The sequence below is a fragment of the Actinokineospora sp. HUAS TT18 genome, assembly GCF_051364635.1.
Lineage (GTDB): Bacteria > Actinomycetota > Actinomycetes > Mycobacteriales > Pseudonocardiaceae > Actinokineospora.
In genome coordinates, this window is record NZ_CP195645.1 from 2,480,092 (window position 1) to 2,495,318 (window position 15,227).

The following is a 15,227-nucleotide window of genomic DNA, read 5'->3' on the forward strand; positions in this document are numbered from 1 at the left end:
GGGACTCAGCCGACCTCGGCCATGACCTCGTCGGAGATGTCGAAGTTGGCGTACACGTTCTGCACGTCGTCCGAGTCTTCGAGCGCGTCGATCAGCTTGAAGATCTTGCGGGCGCCCTCGGCCTCCAGCTGCACCGTCACCGACGGGACGAAGCTCGAGTCGGCCGAGTCGTAGTCGTAGCCCGCCTCCTGCAGCGCCGACCGGACCGCGACCAGGTCGGTCGGCTCCGACACGATCTCGTAGCTGTCGCCGAGGTCGTTGACCTCTTCGGCACCGGCCTCCAGGACCGCCATGAGGACGTCGTCCTCCGACAGGCCGTTCTTGGGCAGGAGGATGACGCCCTTGCGGTTGAACATGTACGCGACCGAGCCCGGGTCGGCCATGTTGCCGCCGTTGCGGGTCATCGCCGTGCGGACCTCGCCCGCGGCGCGGTTGCGGTTGTCGGTGAGGCACTCGATCAGCACGGCGACGCCGTTGGGGCCGTAGCCCTCGTACATGATCGTCTGCCAGTCGGCGCCGCCCGCTTCCTCGCCCGCGCCGCGCTTGCGGGCGCGCTCGACGTTGTCGGCCGGGACCGAGTTCTTCCGCGCCTTCTGGATGGCGTCGAACAGCGTCGGGTTGCCGCTGGGGTCACCGCCGCCGGTGCGGGCCGCGACCTCGATGTTCTTGATCAGCTTCGCGAAGAGTTTGCCACGCTTGGCGTCGAGGGCGGCCTTCTTGTGCTTGGTTGTCGCCCACTTTGAGTGGCCGCTCATCTCTCCTCCGTCATGACTCTTCGACCATGTCCACGAACAGGCGGTGCACCCGGTGGTCACCGGTCAGTTCCGGGTGGAACGCCGTGGCCAGCACGTTGCCCTGCCGAACGGCGACGATCCTACCGGCGGCGGCACCCGCGACCGGCGTCTCGGGCACCCTGGCCAGAACCTGAACAGCCGGTGACGCCGACTCTACCCAAGGCGCCCGGATGAACACGGCGTGTATCGGCCCGCCGTCGATCCCCTCGACGTCGAGGTCCTCCTCGAACGAGTCGACCTGCCTGCCGAAGGCGTTGCGCCGGACGATCATGTCGAGGCCGCCGAGCTGGTGCTGGTCGGGCCTGCCGTCGAGGACCTTCTCGGCGAGCAGGATCATCCCGGCGCACGAGCCGTAGGTCGGCATACCGCCCGCGATACGCGCCCGGAGCGGCTCGAGCAGCTCGAAGGTCTCCAGCAGCCGGGAGATCGTGGTCGACTCCCCGCCCGGCAGCACCAGTCCGTCCACATCGGACAACTCGCTCAGCCTGCGGACCGGGATGACGCGGGCGCCACCGGCCTCGAGCGCGGCGGTGTGCTCCCGGACGTCACCCTGCAGCGCGAGGACACCGATCAGCGGACGATCTGCGGACACTTCGTTCCCTCCATTGGTTCAACCAGCCTACTCAGGCCACCCCGGCGAGCCGGAGCAGTGCCGCGGTCGCCGCCGCGGCGGCCACGACGACGACGAACGGCGCCTTGCGCCACGCGAGGACCCCGCCGACGAGCACGCCCGCGGGCAACGCCCACCCGGCGAACGCATGCCCCTTGACCAGCGACGACGTGGCCACGAGAGCGACGAGCAGCACGATCGCGGCGGTGGACAGCAGTTCCCGGATGTGGTCGGGGAACTTGACGCGCTCGCGCAGCAGCACCCCGCCGAACCGGAAGGCGAAGGTGCCGAGAGCGAGAACGAGGATGGGCACGAGAGTCACGCCGCTGCCTCCTTCACTCGACGCGGCACCGCGAACAGCCCCACCAGCGACAGCAGCACCGGCACCCCCGCGGGCAGGAACGGCGTGGTCGCCAGCGCGACCGCCGCGCCCACGAGCGCGGGCCGCAGCTTGGCCGGGTCGGCCAGCGACGGCAGCACCAGCGCGAGCATGATCGCCGGGAACACCGCGTCCAGCCCCAGCACCGCCGGGTCGCTCACCAGCTGACCGGTCAGCGCGCCACCGAGCACGCCCAGGTTCCACGCCACGAACAGTGCCGCCCCGCACGCCCAGAACGAGGCCCGCGCGCGCCGCGGGTCCGGCTCGGCCATGGCGAAGGCGACGGACTCGTCGACCATCAGATGGCTGCCGAGCAGCCGCGCGGGCCACGACGTGCCGATCAACTGCCCGACCGCGAGCCCGAACGGCAGGTGCCGGGCGTTGAGGATCAGCCCGCCGAGCACCGCGGCCACCGGGTTGCCGCCCGCGGCGACCACCCCGACCGCCAGGTACTGCGAGCCGCCCGCGAAGACCAGCAGGGACATAACCACTGGCACCCACACCGGGGTGCCCGCCGCGACCGAGATCGCGCCGAACGACAGGCCGTTGACCACCGCCGCGACGGCGATGGCCAGCACGCCTCGCCACAGCTCGGCATCGAGTGTTCGCCAGATCGAACGCATGGTTTCATATCCTGAACAGTCCACCGGGCGTTCGTCAAGGCGAACGTCTCGTACGCCACACCGAACGGGAGCGTCATGAGCGGGGCGCCGCTGGAGGTCATCGCCCATTCGCTGCGCCGGGAGCGCGAGCGGATCGGCCTGTCGCTGTCGGAGCTGGCCAAGAAGGCAGGCATCGCCAAGTCGACGCTGTCGCAGCTGGAGTCGGCGTCGGGCAACCCGAGCGTGGAGACGCTGTGGGCACTCGGCGTCGCGCTGAACGTACCGTTCAGCCGCCTTGTCGAGCCGCCGCGGCCGCAGGTCCAGATCATCCGCGCGGGCGAGGGCCCGGCCATCTACTCCGAGCGCGCCGACTACGTGGCCACCTTGCTCGCCTCGTGCCCGCCGCACGCCCGCCGCGACATCTACCTGATCACCGCCGAACCGGGCAGCCGCCGCGAGTCCGAACCCCACATGCCGGGGGTGGTCGAACACGTCGTGCTGTCCACCGGCCGGGCGCTGATCGGCCCGACCGAGGAGCCGGTGGAGGTCAACCCGGGCGACTACATCGCCTACCCGGGCGACCTCCCCCACGTCTTCGAGGCACTCGAGCCCGGAACCACCGCTTGCATGGTGTCCGAGCACGTGTGACTTACCAGCCGCGCTCGGCCAGGCGGTGCGGCTCGGGGACGTCCTCGACGTTGATGCCGACCATGGCCTCACCCAGGCCGCGCGAGACCTTGGCGATGACGTCCGGGTCGTCGTGGAACGTGGTGGCCTTGACGATGGCCTCGGCGCGCTGGGCCGGGTTGCCGGACTTGAAGATGCCGGAGCCGACGAACACGCCCTCGGCGCCCAGCTGCATCATCATCGCCGCGTCGGCCGGGGTGGCGATGCCGCCCGCGGTGAACAGCACGACCGGCAGCTTGCCCGCGAGCGCGACCTCGCGCACCAGCTCGTACGGCGCCTGCAGTTCCTTGGCCGCGACGTACAGCTCGTCCTCGGGCAGGTTCTGCAGGCGGCGGATCTCGCCGCGGATCTTGCGCATGTGGGTGGTGGCGTTGGAGACGTCGCCGGTGCCCGCCTCACCCTTGGAGCGGATCATCGCCGCGCCCTCGGTGATGCGGCGCAGAGCCTCGCCCAGGTTGGTGGCGCCACAGACGAAGGGCACGGTGAACTGCCACTTGTCGATGTGGTTGGCGTAGTCGGCCGGGGTGAGGACCTCGGACTCGTCGATGTAGTCGACGCCGAGGGACTGCAGGACCTGCGCCTCGACGAAATGGCCGATGCGGGCCTTGGCCATGACCGGGATCGAGACGGCCTCGATGATGCCGTCGATCAGGTCGGGGTCGCTCATCCGGGCCACGCCGCCCTGGGCGCGGATGTCGGCGGGGACGCGCTCGAGCGCCATGACGGCGACGGCGCCCGCGTCCTCGGCGATCTTGGCCTGCTCGGCGTCGACCACGTCCATGATCACGCCGCCCTTGAGCATCTCCGCCATGCCGCGCTTGACCCGGACGGTGCCGGTCTCGGGGGCGGGAGCGGTGGTCTGTGCGTCGGACACGATGCGACCTTTCGAGCTGGGGTACGGGAGCGCGGCCACTGGCCGCTGACCACAGCGTACGTCGCAGGTGGCCCGCTCAAGCATGCCAATCCGAGACGACTCTCGAATGCCACTTTGCCCCGCATGGCTGGTCGGGGTTGTCCCCACACAAGAACGGGTGTGAGATCGGACACAAACTGCCGATGGGAGCCCCGGCGGCTCTCCTAGCGAGTGGAGGTGGGCGACATGGGCAGCAAGCACTCCGACAACGGCCTGACCGAGTCCGGTGTCGCGGCGGAACATCCCAGCAAGGTGCGCAACATCGTCATGGTCGGCCCCTCCGGCTCGGGCAAGACGACCCTGGTCGAGGCCCTCCTGACGGCGGCGGGCGTGCTGCCGCGCGCGGGGTCGGTCACCGAGGGGACGACGGTGTGCGACCACGACCCGGCCGCGGTGCGCCAGCAGCGGTCCGTCGGCCTGGCCGTCGCGCCGTTCATGCACGACGGGATCAAGGTCAACCTGATCGATACCCCCGGCTACGCCGATTTCGTCGGCGAACTGCGCGCGGGCCTGCGCGCCGCCGACGCCGCCCTGTTCGTGGTGTGCGCCGCGGAAGGTGTGGACTCGGCCACCACCACCCTCTGGAACGAGTGCGCCGCGGTCGGCATGCCGCGCGCGCTCGTCATCGCCCGGCTCGACCACCCGCGCGCCGACTTCGCGGGCGAACTGGCCCAGTGCCAGGCCGCGTTCGGCGCGGGCGTGCTGCCGCTGTACCTGCCGACGAAGGAAGGTCTGCTCGGCCTGATCACCCAACGCCACTTCGGGGGCGGCCACCCGGCCGAGGTGCGCGACCTCAGCCAGGACGAACTCGACCAGATCGCCGACGCCCGCAACGAGCTGCTGGAGGGGATCATCGCCGAGAGCGAGGACGAGTCCCTGATGGACCGCTACCTCGCGGGCGAGGACATCGACACCGACACGATCATCGCCGACCTGGAGACCGCCGTTGCCCGCGGCGCGTTCCACCCGGTGATCCCCGTGTGCGCCCAGACCGGCGTCGGCATGTCGGCGTTGCTGGAGGCCCTGACCAGGGCGTTCCCGTCCCCGCTGGAACACCCGCTGCCGATGGTCACCGACCCGAACGGCAAGCCGCACTCCGCGATCACCGCCGACCCGAACGGCCCCCTGGCCGCCGAGGTCGTGCGCACCGCCGTCGACTCCTACGTCGGCCGGGTCTCCCTGGTCCGCGTCTTCTCCGGCACCCTGCGCCCCGAGCGGTCGGTGCACGTCTCCGGCCACGGCCTGGCCGACCGCGGCCACGAGGACCACGACATCGACGAACGCGTCGCCCACATCTACTCCCCGCTGGGATCAAGCCTGCGCGAGGTCCCCTACTGCGTCGCGGGTGACATGTGCGCCCTGACGAAGGTCAGCTCAGCGGAAACCGGCGACACGGTGTCGGCGCCGGAGGACCCGATCCTGATGGCACCGTGGAAGATGCCCGAGCCTCTCCTCCCGGTAGCCGTGATCGCCAAGACCCGCAGCGACGAGGACACGTTGGCCCGCAACCTGTCCAGGCTCGTCGCGGGCGACCCGACGCTGCGCATGGACCGCAACGCCGAGACACACCAACTGGTCCTGTGGTGCATGGGCGAGGCCCACGCGGACGTGGTCCTGGCCCGCCTACGCGCGGGCGGCGCGGACGTGGAGACCGAACCGGTGAAGGTGTCCCTGCGCGAGACGTTCGCCGCCCCCGCCCGCGGCCACGGCAGGCATGTGAAGCAGTCGGGCGGCCATGGCCAGTACGCGGTCTGCGACATCGAGGTCGAGCCCCTGCCCACCGGCTCCGGCTTCGAGTTCGTGGACAAGGTCGTCGGCGGCGCCGTACCCCACCAGTTCATCTCGTCGGTGGAGAAGGGCGTCCGGGCACAGTTGGAGCGCGGATTGCACGCCGGGCACCCAGTAGTCGACATCCGAGTGACCCTGGTCGACGGCAAGGCCCACAGCGTCGACTCCTCGGACGCCGCCTTCCAAACCGCAGGCTCCCTGGCGTTGAAGGACGCCGCCGGAAACGGCCGGATCTCCCTACTGGAGCCCATCGACGCGGTGAAGATCCGACTCCCGGACGAACACCTGGGAACCGTCCTGGGCGACCTGTCCTCCCGACGCGGCCGAGTCCTGGGCACCGAAGCCGACACCGACGGCTACACCGTGATCTTCGCCGAAGTGCCTGCCACGGCGTTGCCGCGCTACTTGATCGAATTGCGCTCGATGACATCGGGATCGGCGACGTTCACCCGAGGGTTCTCCCGGTTCGATCCCCTGCCGGATTCCCTGGCCGCGCAGTTCGCCTAGCGGACCGCCTTCACTGTTCCGTCCCACTCGCGGACCGTTGTCATCAGGTCCGCGAGTTGCACCGGGTACACGGTCTCGGCCGTGTCCCGGAGTTCTTCCACGCTCCACCACCGATGCTCGGCGATAGTCACCGACTCCAGGTCGGTGAACCCGGTTGTGTCGATCTCGGCGCCATCCGGAAAGTGCCCGAGGAAAAACCATTCCTCACCGTCGTAATTGCGGCCCTCAAAACTGAACGCCACCCGCCGCCGCCACAACGGCCCAGCCAGTTCCTCCGGCGCCAACGAGACCCCGGTCTCCTCCGCCAACTCACGAGCAGCAGCGGAACGAAGATCCTCCCCCGGCTCCACACCCCCACCCGCGGTGAACCAGTAGGTCTCCTCCGCCCGCACAGGATCGTGCCCGTGGAACAACAGCACCCGATCCTCCGCATCCAGCAGAATCACCCGCGCAGCCGGACGAGGCCGCGGAACCTCCTCCCCCAACTCAGGCTCAGCGATCTCCAGATACGCGGGCTCCGGCGCCGTCCCCGCAAGCTTGAACCACCGAACAAACCGCCGCCGCCGCTGAGCCAGCGTGTCCCGCACAGCGTCCCCATGAACCCGACGCGCGATAACCACCCGATGCTCAGCGTCGATCAACTCGGCGGCCAAGGTCAACGTCAAGGACTGACGGTCGACAGCGGCCAGCAACCGAGTCAGCTCATTCTCAGCGGCCTCGCGATCAGGCCGAGCAGCCAACTCGGCCCGCTCAGCGACAGCACGCAAAGGATCGTCCACGATCACGCCGGCGACAGCCCGAGCGACAACAGCCCGCCGAGCCAAAGCCGCATCCAGCGCAGCCCAAGCCGCATCAGTACGAATATGCAGCCGATCGAGCCGATTCGCCGTGCCGACCAGCCAAACCCCGATCACCAGCACCAGCGCGAGAACAACGACAAGGAGCGTGATCTCCAACCCGGTCACGGCACCTCCCCCACCCCACGCGGATCAGCCGCCACCGCCTGCTCATAAACCCGCAACACCTGGTTCGCCACGACTGACCAGTCGAACGCGGCCACCCGCCGCTCCCCCTCAGCCACCAACGCCGAACGCCGCTCCGGCGAAGTCAGCACCGACCGCAACCCCGCAGCCAGCGCCTCAGCGTCGTTGACCGCCGTGAGCACCCCAGCCCGCCCGTCGTCCAACACGCGCCGGAACGCGTCGAGATCACTCGCCACGACCGCCGCCCCGGCCGACATCGCCTCGGTCAGGATGATCCCGAAACTCTCACCCCCGGTGTTCGGCGCGCAGTACACATCCACGCTGCGCAGCACCTGGGCCTTGGTCTTGTCGTCGACCTGCCCGAGCAGATCGAGCCTGTCCGCCAGCTCCGGCCCAGCCATCCGCCGCAGCTCGTCCTCATCACCGCGCCCCACCACCAGCAGCCGCACGTCCGGCAGCTCCAACCGCCGCAGCGCTTCCAGCAGTACCGGCATGCCCTTGCGCGGTTCGGTGTACCGCCCGACGAACCCGATGGTCCCGCCCGCCCGCGGATACCCGTCCAACGGCAGCGCGTCGCGGAAGAACCCGACGTCGACCCCGTTGGGGATCTCCACCGCGTCCCCGCCCAGATGCTCGACCTGCACCCGTCGGGCCAGCGCCGACACCGCGATCCGGGCCGTCACCTTCTCCAGGAACGGCTGCAGCACCACCTGGAACGCGCTCAGCGTCCGCGACCGCGGTGTGGAGGTGTGGAACGTGGCCACGATCGGCCCGTCGGCGATCATCAGCGCCAGCATCGACAGGCTCGGCGCCGTCGGCTCGTGCAGGTGCAGCACGTCGAAGTCGTGGTCGCGGATCCAGCGACGGACCCGGGCGTAGGACAGCGGCCCGAACGACAGCCGGGCGACCGAGCCGTTGTACGGGATGCCGACCGCGCGCCCGGCCGGGTGCACGAACTCCGGCAGCGGGGTGTCCTCGTCGGCCGGGGCGAGCACGTCGACGTCGTGGCCCTGCGCCCGCAGCGCCCTGGCCAGGTCGACGACGTGCGCCTGCACCCCTCCGGGGACCTCGAAGGAGTAGGGGCAGACGATCCCGATTCTCACGGCGCCCGGCGTTCCTCCTGTGCCGCGAGCGCGTTCCGGCGATCGGCGGACAGGTCCTCGATCCACAGTTTCTGCAGCATGTGCCAGTCGGCCGGGTGCGCGGCGATGTCGGCGGCGAGCACGTCGGCCAGCGCCTGGGTGGCGGCCTGCACGCCGTCAGGGCCGGTGACCTTGATCGGCGGGTGCAGGCGCAGGCCCCAGCCGTCCTCGGTGAACCACAGCCCGACGGGCATCAGCGCCGCGCCGGTCTTCGCCGCGAGGTAGGCCGGGCCCGCGGGCATCCGCGTCTGCGCGCCGAAGAACGTCACCGGGACACCGGACGGGGTCAGGTCGCGATCGGCCAGCAGGCACACGATGCCGTTCGCGCGCAGTCGCTCGGCCAGCACCTCCGACGGCGGCCGGTCGCCGCCGGTGGCGGGAAGGATCTCGAAGCCGAGGGACTCGCGGTAAGCGACGAACCGCTCGTAGAGGGACTCCGGCTTGAGCCGCTCGGCGACCGTGGCGAACTTGCCGCGCAGGTGCACCATCCACACGCCCGCCGCGTCCCAGTTGCCCGAGTGCGGCAGCGCGAGGATCACGCCGTTGCCCTCGGCCAGGGCGGCGTCGAGGTTCTCCTTGCCGGTGGACGCGTCATCGATCGCGCGGTGCACAGCTTCATGGTCCATCGATGGGAGCCGGAACGCCTCCATCCAGTAGCGCGCGTAGGACCGCAGCGCCTGGCGGACGAGTTCGTCGAGCTCGTCGGGTCCGGCCTGCGGCACGACCCTGGCCAGGTTCGCGCGCAGCCGCAGCGTGCCCGGCCCCTTGCGGCGCGCGGCGAGGTCGGCGCCCGCGTTGAACACCGCCTTCGCCACGCCCTCCGGCAGCACCCTGACCAGCCGCCACCCGGCCGCGTAGCCCAGGTCGGCCAGGCGTTCGCCCCAACTCATGACTTCTCCTCCATGGCCGCCCGCCGCACCGCGAGCAGCCGCTGCGTGACGGTCACGACCGAGCCCGCGGCCAGCAGCCACAGCGCCACGTGCAGCGCGTAGGGCACGCCGAGGCCGCTGAGCCCGGTCCCGACCAGGGTGATGATCAGCCGTTCGGCGCGTTCGACGACGCCGCCGTCCGCGCTGAGCCCGGCCGCCTCGGCCCGCGCCTTCACATACGAGATCACCTGGCCCGCGACCAGGCAGATCAGCGCGGCCACGGCCAGCGGCCGGTCGCCGACGGCGAAGCAGTACCAGACGATCGCGCTGGACAGGGCGCCGTCGGCGATCCGGTCGCAGCTCGCGTCGAGCACCGCGCCGTAGCGGGTCCCGCCGCCCAACGCGCGCGCCATAGCGCCGTCGATCAGGTCGAAGAGGGCGAAGGCGGTGACCACGAGGGTGCCCGCGAGCAGGTGCCCGGTCGGGAACAGCCAGAGCGCGGCCGCCACCGCGCCGACGGTGCCGACGACCGTCACCACGTTCGGGGTGAAGCCGATCCGCACCAGCGACACACCGATGGGATCGGTGACGCGGTTGACCGAGGCACGAGCGAAGATGTTCAGCATGGGGGCGTCGAGTGCACCAATCCGGTGGGACCTTCTGGCCCGGGCAGCCTAACCGCCCCGACGCCCCGGCCGATCAGCAGGTTTCGCCCAGTCCGACGCCACGGGCGTCGTGTCCGGGGTCAGTGCGCCGCGCCAGAGCCCGCCTGTTCGGCCCGCACAGCTTCCTGGCAGCCCGGCAGTGTCTTGTCGGGGTCGAGCCCCTCCAGCACGGCGACGCTGATCTCGCCGAGGACCTTCACCTGTTCGGGGGTGAGCCGGTCGAACAGCTTCTCCCGGACCGCGGTGACGTGTCCGGGCGCGGCCTCGGCCAGCGCCTCGAATCCCTTGTCGGTGAGCACGGCCAGTGAGCCGCGCTTGTCGGTGGGGCACTCGCGGCGCTCGACCCAGCCCGCCTCCTCCAGCCGGGAGACCGCGTGCGAGAGCCTGCTGCGCGACGAGCCGCGCAGGCCCGCGAGCTCACTCATCCGCATCTGCCGGTCCGGCGCGTGGGAGAGCACGACCAGGATCTCGTAGTAGGTGTAGGGCATGTTCGAGTCGCGCTGAAGCTGCCGGTCGAGCTGGTCGTTGAGCGCGCCGAGCATGGTGACGAAGGCGCGCCATACCTCCTGTTCGCCGTCGGAGAGCCATCTGGTGTCTGCCATGTCTCACATTCTAACCCATAGTTGAGCTCTCAACGGATGTGTTGTAGGGTCTCTGTTGAGCGCTCAATCACTAAGCGTTCAACTAACCAAGGAGACTCCATGAGCACCCCCACGCTGACCGAGATCCCCGGCTTCGTCACCGGCACCTGGGACATCGACGCCTCGCACTCCGACGTCGGCTTCACCGTCCGCCACCTGGTCGTCACCAAGGTCCGCGGCCGCTTCGACGGCGTGTCGGGCAACCTGGTCATCACCGACGACCTCGCTACCTCCACCGTCGAGGTCGAGATCGACCTCAACACCATCAACACCCACAACGAGCAGCGCGACGGCCACCTCAAGTCGGCCGACTTCTTCGAGGTCGAGACCTACCCGACGCTGACCTACAAGGGCACCGGCGTGCGCCAGCAGGGCGACCGCTACGTCCTCGACGGCGAGCTGACCCTCAAGGGCGTCACCAAGGTCGTCCCGCTGACCTTCGAGCTCAACGGCTTCAGCCCGGACCCGTGGGGCGGCCAGCGCGTCGGCTTCTCCGGCGACGCCGAGATCAACCGCAAGGACTTCAACGTGAACTTCGAAGGCGTCCAGAACGGCATCGCCGTGGTGGCCGACAAGATCAACATTCACATCGAGCTGGAAGCCGTCCTGCGCAAGGACGCGTAGTGAACCGCCGCCGCACCCGCAGGAACCCAAGGGGCACCGTGACGGCGGCCGGGCACGGGTTGCCGACCAACCGAGCATGTCGCTCGAGGTGACCCGGCCCAAGAATTCGGGGAGGCGGAACAGCCTAAGCGGGCCAAGCGTTCGCTAGTAGAGCGCGGGTCTCGCCGAGCAACTGTGGCAGCACCTTGGTGTGGCCGACGACCGGCATGAAGTTGGCGTCGCCACCCCACCGGGGGACAACATGCTGGTGCAGGTGCGCGGCGATGCCCGCGCCCGCGACGACACCCTGGTTCATCCCGATGTTGAAGCCGTGCGGAGCGGCCACCTTGCGCTCGACCACCATCGCCCGCTGGGTGAACTCCGCCAGCTCGACGGTCTCCTCCGGCGTCAGATCGGTGTAGTCGGCCACGTGCCGGTACGGCACCAGCATCAGGTGGCCGGGGTTGTACGGGTAGAGGTTGAGCACCGCGTACACCAGCTCGCCGCGCGCGATGATCAGCGCGTCGGCGTCGTCGAGGGCGACGAGCCCGCAGAACGGGCAGCCGTCCTGCTCGTCGTGCTCGGGCTTGTTCTCCCCCCGGATGTAGGCCATCCGGTGCGGCGTCCAGAGCCGTTGCAAGGCATCCGGAACCCCGACCCCATCCTGGGCGACGAGCTCCGGTTCGTGTGCGGCGGCCATGCACCCGATCCTAGGGCCTGGCCGGGGCGGCCAGTTGTCGTGGATTGGCCATGTTGCCCGCCACCTGCGGTTCATAGGCTGCCCGCGTGAGCCTGCTGATCAAATCCCCGGCCCAAGTCGAACACCTGCGCGCGGTCGCGGGCGAGTACCGCGTTCTCCTGTCGGGCGCCGAGACCGGCGGCCGCCTGGCCATCGTGGAGCAGCTGCTCCCGCCCGGCGCCGTGGGCGCGGCCCCGCACATCCACCACGGCCACGAAGAGGACTTCGTGGTGACGCAGGGCTCGATCACCTTCGACACCGCCGACTCGGACCTGCTGGTCCCGGCGGGCGGGGTGGTCTCGGTGCCCCGCGGGGCCGCGCACGGCTTCCGCAACACCACCGACCAGCCCGCGGCGTGCATCGTGACGTTCACCCCGGCGGGCTACGAGGACTACTTCCGCCTCATCGACGAGCTCGTGCGCGCGGGCACGAGCCCCGACGCCGACACCCTGTCCCGGCTCCGGGCCAGGTTCGCCACCGAATCGGTCTGAGGGGGGAGCGACCTAGCGGCCGCTCCCCCAACCTCACTCAGCCTGCGCGAACTTCTCCGCCGTCGGCGACTCGTTCACCCGGCGCGTGATCCAGTCCTCGATCGCCGCGACCGCCTGGTCGACCGGGACGCCGTTGACCTGGGTGCCGTCGCGGAAGCGGAACGACACCGAGCCCGACTCCACGTCCTTGGCGCCCGCCAGCAGCATGAACGGGACCTTCTGCATGGTGTGCGTGCGGATCTTCTTCTGCATCCGGTCGTCGGAGGCGTCGACCTCGACCCGGATCCCCTTGGCGCGCAACGCCTTCGCCACCTGCAGCAGGTGCTCGACGTGGTCCTCGGCGACCGGGATGCCCATGACCTGCACCGGCGCCAGCCACGCCGGGAACGCGCCCGCGTAGTGCTCGGTGAGCACGCCGAAGAACCGCTCGATCGAGCCGAACAGCGCACGGTGGATCATGATCGGCTGCTGGCGGGACCCGTCCGGCGCGGTGTACTCCAACTCGAACCGCTTGGGCTGGTTGAAGTCGAGCTGGATGGTCGACATCTGCCACGACCGGCCGATCGCGTCCTTGGCCTGCACGGAGATCTTCGGACCGTAGTAGGCCGCGCCGCCCGGGTCGGGGACGAGTTCCAGGCCGGAGTCCACCGCGGCCTGGCGCAGCGTCTCGGTGGCCTCTTCCCACTCCTTCGGGTCGCCGATGAACTTCGGCGAGTCGTCCCTGGTGGACAGTTCCAGGTAGAAGTCGCTCAGGCCGTAGTCGGCGAGCAGGTCGAGCACGAACTTCAGCAGCGACCGCAGCTCACCGGGCATCTGCTCCTTGGTGCAGTAGATGTGGGAGTCGTCCATGGTCAGGCCGCGGACCCGGGTCAGGCCGTGCACGACGCCGGACTTCTCGTACCGGTACACCGTGCCGAACTCGAACAGCCGCAGCGGCAGCTCGCGGTAGGACCGCCCGCGCGACCGGAAGATCAGGTTGTGCATCGGGCAGTTCATGGCCTTGAGGTAGTAGTCCTCGCCCTCGAACTGGATCGGCGGGAACATCGTGTCCGCGTAGTAGGGCAGGTGGCCCGAGGTGTGGAACAGCCCGCTCTTGCTGATGTGCGGGGTGTTGACGAACTCGTAGCCCGATTCCTCGTGCCTGCGGCGCGCGTAGGTCTCCAGCTCGCGGCGGATGATGCCGCCCTTGGGGTGGAACACGGCGAGGCCGGAGCCCAGCTCGTCGGGGAAGCTGAACAGGTCCAGCTCGACGCCGAGCTTGCGGTGGTCGCGGCGCTCGGCCTCGGCGATGCGCTCCATGTGCTCGTCGAGCGCCTCCTGCGACTCCCAAGCGGTGCCGTAGACGCGCTGGAGCTGCGGGTTGTTCTCGTTGCCCCGCCAGTACGCCGCGGCGACCCTGGTCAGCTTGAACGCCGGGATGTGCTTGGTCGTGGGCACGTGCGGGCCGCGGCACAGGTCGCCCCAGACCTGCTCGCCGCTGCGCGGGTCGAGGTTGTCGTAGATCGTCAGCTCGCCGCCGCCGACCTCCATCACCTCGGCGTCGTCGACGTCGCTCTTGATGTCGACCAGTTCAAGCTTGAACGGCTCGGCGGCCAACTCCTGCTTGGCGGCCTCGACCGACTCGAGTACGCGCCGGGAGAACCGCTGCGAGCCCTTGATGATCGCCTTCATGCGCTTCTCCAGCGCCTGCAGGTCCTCCGGGGTGAACGGCTTCTCGACGGCGAAGTCGTAGTAGAAGCCGTCGCGCACCGGGGGGCCGATGCCGAGCTTGGCCTCCGGGAACTGCTGCTGCACGGCCTGGGCCAGCACGTGCGCGCACGAGTGGCGGATGACCGAGCGGCCGTCTTCGGTGTTGGCGGCGACCGGCTCGACCGTCACCTCGGCGTCCGGGCTCCAGGACAGGTCGCGCAGCTTGCCGTCGGCGTCGCGCACGACCACGATCGCGTCGGGCCCCTTGCCGGGCAGGCCGGCCTCCCGGACCGCCGCACCCGCGGTAGTGCCCGCCGACACCACCACGCTCGTGGCGGACGCGACGGCTGCGGGCTGCTCGGACACGGTGACTCCTCGGGTTCGACACGGTCACGGGCTTGTGACCTCGACAGCCGGAATGCTATCGAGCCGTCCCGACCGGCCGCTCCCCGGTTTGCCCCGCCTGTGGACAACTCGGCTCAGCCGCCGAGCATCCCCTGCATACGGCGGATCTCGTCGCTCTGCTCGGCCACGACGTGGTCGGCCATCTCCTGGACCTTCACGTCCTGCCCGCCCTGCCGCACCTTGTTCGCCATGGCGATCGCGCCCTCGTGGTGCTTGATCATCAGCTGCAGGAACAGCCGGTCGAACTCAGCCCCGCTCGCCTGCTTCAGCGCGGCCAACTGCTCCGGCGTCGCCATGCCGGGCATGTCGGCGGGCGCGTGGCCGTGGCCGGGCTCGACGGGCGGCTGGAAGTTCGTGCTCAGCCACCGGTTCATCGCCTCGATCTCGGGCTGCTGCGCGTCGGAGATGCGCGAGGCGAGGCCCTTGACCTGCTCGTCCTTGCCGCGCTCCGGCACGAGCGCGGTCATCTCGATGGCCTGCTGGTGGTGGACGATCATGTCGCGCACGTAGGTGATGTCGGCGTCGTTCGGCTTGTACTCGGGAATGGCGGAGACCGCCTCGTCCGGGGAAAGCGTCTTGTTGCTTTCTCCCGGTTTGCCCGGTTGCAGCACCGGATTGTTCGGCCGCGCGACGTCGTCGCTACAGGCCGAGATCCCGACCGCGGTGACCGCGATGAGAACACTGACGGCCAAATGGCGCAACGACTTCACCAGCACGACC

Annotated in this window: 17 protein-coding genes and 1 pseudogene; 4 read left to right on the top strand and 14 right to left on the bottom strand. The window is 69.8% G+C overall.

Going from position 1 to position 15,227, the window contains the following annotated elements; genetic code table 11:
* Window positions 1-5: 5 nt before the first annotated feature.
* Genes ACSHT8_RS10955 through ACSHT8_RS10970 form a run of 4 tightly spaced genes read right to left on the bottom strand, consistent with a single transcriptional unit; the run spans window position 6 to window position 2,406 of the window.
* Entirely contained in the window at window positions 6-755 is a 750-nt protein-coding gene (locus ACSHT8_RS10955) for a YebC/PmpR family DNA-binding transcriptional regulator (RefSeq protein ID WP_436500259.1), read from the bottom strand.
* Window positions 756-765: 10 nt separating this feature from the next.
* Window positions 766-1,386, bottom strand: a complete 621-nt coding sequence (pdxT, locus tag ACSHT8_RS10960) for a pyridoxal 5'-phosphate synthase glutaminase subunit PdxT (protein ID WP_436500261.1) — start codon at window positions 1,384-1,386, stop codon at window positions 766-768.
* A 31-nt stretch (window positions 1,387-1,417) separates the two neighbouring features.
* Window positions 1,418-1,726: an AzlD domain-containing protein gene (locus ACSHT8_RS10965; RefSeq protein ID WP_436500263.1), complete on the bottom strand. Its 309-nt coding sequence runs from the start codon at window positions 1,724-1,726 to the stop codon at window positions 1,418-1,420.
* Complete coding sequence (locus ACSHT8_RS10970; RefSeq protein WP_436500265.1) at window positions 1,723-2,406, bottom strand: AzlC family ABC transporter permease; 684 nt, start codon at window positions 2,404-2,406, stop codon at window positions 1,723-1,725. The genes ACSHT8_RS10965 and ACSHT8_RS10970 overlap by 4 nt, the downstream gene beginning before the upstream one ends.
* Before the next feature lie 75 nt (window positions 2,407-2,481).
* Here ACSHT8_RS10970 and ACSHT8_RS10975 point away from each other — a divergent pair, with 75 nt between their 5' ends.
* Window positions 2,482-3,033 (top strand): helix-turn-helix domain-containing protein, encoded by a 552-nt coding sequence (locus tag ACSHT8_RS10975; protein WP_436500267.1) that lies wholly within the window; start codon window positions 2,482-2,484, stop codon window positions 3,031-3,033.
* A gap of 1 nt (window position 3,034) precedes the next feature.
* On the opposite strand, the gene pdxS is transcribed toward ACSHT8_RS10975, so the two are convergent.
* Complete coding sequence (gene pdxS, locus ACSHT8_RS10980; RefSeq protein WP_436500269.1) at window positions 3,035-3,946, bottom strand: pyridoxal 5'-phosphate synthase lyase subunit PdxS; 912 nt, start codon at window positions 3,944-3,946, stop codon at window positions 3,035-3,037.
* Between the two features lie 225 nt (window positions 3,947-4,171).
* Here pdxS and ACSHT8_RS10985 point away from each other — a divergent pair, with 225 nt between their 5' ends.
* Complete coding sequence (locus ACSHT8_RS10985) at window positions 4,172-6,280, top strand: elongation factor G-like protein EF-G2 (RefSeq protein WP_436500271.1); 2,109 nt, start codon at window positions 4,172-4,174, stop codon at window positions 6,278-6,280.
* Here ACSHT8_RS10985 and ACSHT8_RS10990 read toward each other — a convergent pair.
* The 6 genes and pseudogenes from ACSHT8_RS10990 to ACSHT8_RS11015 all read right to left on the bottom strand — a co-directional run bounded on the left by ACSHT8_RS10990 (window position 6,277) and on the right by ACSHT8_RS11015 (window position 10,541).
* Window positions 6,277-6,765, bottom strand: a complete 489-nt coding sequence (locus tag ACSHT8_RS10990; protein WP_436502039.1) for an NUDIX hydrolase — start codon at window positions 6,763-6,765, stop codon at window positions 6,277-6,279. The genes ACSHT8_RS10985 and ACSHT8_RS10990 overlap by 4 nt on opposite strands.
* A pseudogene (locus ACSHT8_RS10995) lies at window positions 6,763-7,236 on the bottom strand (exopolyphosphatase); the annotation flags it as partial. The pseudogene ACSHT8_RS10995 and the gene ACSHT8_RS10990, both read right to left, overlap by 3 nt.
* 5 nt (window positions 7,237-7,241) lie before the next feature.
* Window positions 7,242-8,366, bottom strand: a complete 1,125-nt coding sequence (locus ACSHT8_RS11000) for a glycosyltransferase family 4 protein (RefSeq protein WP_436500272.1) — start codon at window positions 8,364-8,366, stop codon at window positions 7,242-7,244.
* Window positions 8,363-9,295: a phosphatidylinositol mannoside acyltransferase gene (locus tag ACSHT8_RS11005; RefSeq protein WP_436500274.1), complete on the bottom strand. Its 933-nt coding sequence runs from the start codon at window positions 9,293-9,295 to the stop codon at window positions 8,363-8,365. Before ACSHT8_RS11005 ends, ACSHT8_RS11000 begins: the two co-directional genes overlap by 4 nt.
* Window positions 9,292-9,900 (bottom strand): phosphatidylinositol phosphate synthase, encoded by a 609-nt coding sequence (pgsA, locus tag ACSHT8_RS11010; RefSeq protein ID WP_436500276.1) that lies wholly within the window; start codon window positions 9,898-9,900, stop codon window positions 9,292-9,294. The genes ACSHT8_RS11005 and pgsA overlap by 4 nt, the downstream gene beginning before the upstream one ends.
* Window positions 9,901-10,019: 119 nt before the next feature.
* The gene (locus ACSHT8_RS11015) at window positions 10,020-10,541 is read right to left on the bottom strand and encodes a MarR family winged helix-turn-helix transcriptional regulator (protein ID WP_436500278.1); all 522 of its coding nucleotides are present in this window, start codon (window positions 10,539-10,541) and stop codon (window positions 10,020-10,022) included.
* A 99-nt stretch (window positions 10,542-10,640) separates the two neighbouring features.
* Between ACSHT8_RS11015 and ACSHT8_RS11020 the strand changes: the two genes are divergently transcribed.
* Window positions 10,641-11,204 carry a YceI family protein gene (locus tag ACSHT8_RS11020; protein ID WP_436500279.1) on the top strand — a complete coding sequence of 188 codons (564 nt, stop codon included), beginning with the start codon at window positions 10,641-10,643 and terminating at the stop codon, window positions 11,202-11,204.
* A gap of 124 nt (window positions 11,205-11,328) precedes the next feature.
* Here the strand turns inward: ACSHT8_RS11020 and ACSHT8_RS11025 are convergent, their stop codons facing one another.
* Window positions 11,329-11,883 carry an HIT family protein gene (locus tag ACSHT8_RS11025; protein ID WP_436500280.1) on the bottom strand — a complete coding sequence of 185 codons (555 nt, stop codon included), beginning with the start codon at window positions 11,881-11,883 and terminating at the stop codon, window positions 11,329-11,331.
* A gap of 86 nt (window positions 11,884-11,969) precedes the next feature.
* On the opposite strand from ACSHT8_RS11025, the gene ACSHT8_RS11030 reads away from it, so the two are divergent.
* Window positions 11,970-12,413: a cupin domain-containing protein gene (locus ACSHT8_RS11030; RefSeq protein ID WP_436500282.1), complete on the top strand. Its 444-nt coding sequence runs from the start codon at window positions 11,970-11,972 to the stop codon at window positions 12,411-12,413.
* A gap of 33 nt (window positions 12,414-12,446) precedes the next feature.
* Here ACSHT8_RS11030 and thrS read toward each other — a convergent pair whose 3' ends face one another.
* On the bottom strand, window positions 12,447-14,468 hold the full coding sequence (thrS, locus tag ACSHT8_RS11035) for a threonine--tRNA ligase (RefSeq protein WP_436500284.1): 2,022 nt from the start codon (window positions 14,466-14,468) through the stop codon (window positions 12,447-12,449).
* A gap of 113 nt (window positions 14,469-14,581) precedes the next feature.
* The gene (locus tag ACSHT8_RS11040) at window positions 14,582-15,223 is read right to left on the bottom strand and encodes a DUF305 domain-containing protein (protein WP_436500286.1); all 642 of its coding nucleotides are present in this window, start codon (window positions 15,221-15,223) and stop codon (window positions 14,582-14,584) included.
* Window positions 15,224-15,227: the final 4 nt, after the last annotated feature.

Excerpts from the sequence above, each read along its gene's own strand:
- ACSHT8_RS11025 (WP_436500280.1), bottom strand. The coding sequence starts at position 11,883 with ATGGCCGCCGCACACGAACCGGAGCTCGTCGCCCAGGATGGGGTCGGG.
- ACSHT8_RS11005 (WP_436500274.1), bottom strand. The coding sequence starts at position 9,295 with ATGAGTTGGGGCGAACGCCTGGCCGACCTGGGCTACGCGGCCGGGTGG.
- ACSHT8_RS11015 (WP_436500278.1), bottom strand. The coding sequence starts at position 10,541 with ATGGCAGACACCAGATGGCTCTCCGACGGCGAACAGGAGGTATGGCGC.
- ACSHT8_RS10970 (WP_436500265.1), bottom strand. The coding sequence starts at position 2,406 with ATGCGTTCGATCTGGCGAACACTCGATGCCGAGCTGTGGCGAGGCGTG.
- pgsA (WP_436500276.1), bottom strand. The coding sequence starts at position 9,900 with ATGCTGAACATCTTCGCTCGTGCCTCGGTCAACCGCGTCACCGATCCC.
- ACSHT8_RS10955 (WP_436500259.1), bottom strand. The coding sequence starts at position 755 with ATGAGCGGCCACTCAAAGTGGGCGACAACCAAGCACAAGAAGGCCGCC.
- ACSHT8_RS10985 (WP_436500271.1), top strand. The coding sequence starts at position 4,172 with ATGGGCAGCAAGCACTCCGACAACGGCCTGACCGAGTCCGGTGTCGCG.
- ACSHT8_RS10975 (WP_436500267.1), top strand. The coding sequence starts at position 2,482 with ATGAGCGGGGCGCCGCTGGAGGTCATCGCCCATTCGCTGCGCCGGGAG.
- ACSHT8_RS11020 (WP_436500279.1), top strand. The coding sequence starts at position 10,641 with ATGAGCACCCCCACGCTGACCGAGATCCCCGGCTTCGTCACCGGCACC.